This is a genomic window from Pseudomonas sp. Kh14 (genome assembly GCF_900291005.1).
Classification (GTDB): domain Bacteria; phylum Pseudomonadota; class Gammaproteobacteria; order Pseudomonadales; family Pseudomonadaceae; genus Aquipseudomonas; species Aquipseudomonas alloputida.
In genome coordinates this window covers 1-269 of the sequence record NZ_OLKJ01000122.1, presented here as the reverse complement: position 1 = coordinate 269, position 269 = coordinate 1, and the positions used below count along the sequence as shown (strand labels likewise).

Genomic DNA, 269 nt, shown 5'->3' with positions numbered 1-269 from the left:
GCCGCGCACCTGCCCGCGCCGGGACGCGACGGGGCCGGCGCCGGGGATCAACTCGACGAGATCGCCGGACTCATCGAGGCCGCCGGCGGGCGCACCCTCGGGCTGTTCTCCTCGATGCGGGCCGCCAAGGCCGCCGCCGAGGCGATGCGCCCGCGACTGAAGACCCCGGTGCTCTGCCAGGGCGACGACGCCACCGCGGCGCTGATCGAGAAATTCGCGGCCGATCCGCAGACCTCACTGTTCGGCACGCTGTCGCTGTGGCAGGGCGT

Annotated in this window: 1 protein-coding gene; it reads left to right on the top strand. The window is 74.3% G+C overall.

The genetic code is table 11. From position 1 onward, the window contains the following. A partial coding sequence (locus FQ668_RS27545; RefSeq protein WP_369333848.1) for a helicase C-terminal domain-containing protein occupies positions 1 to 269 on the top strand: 269 nt, incomplete at both ends.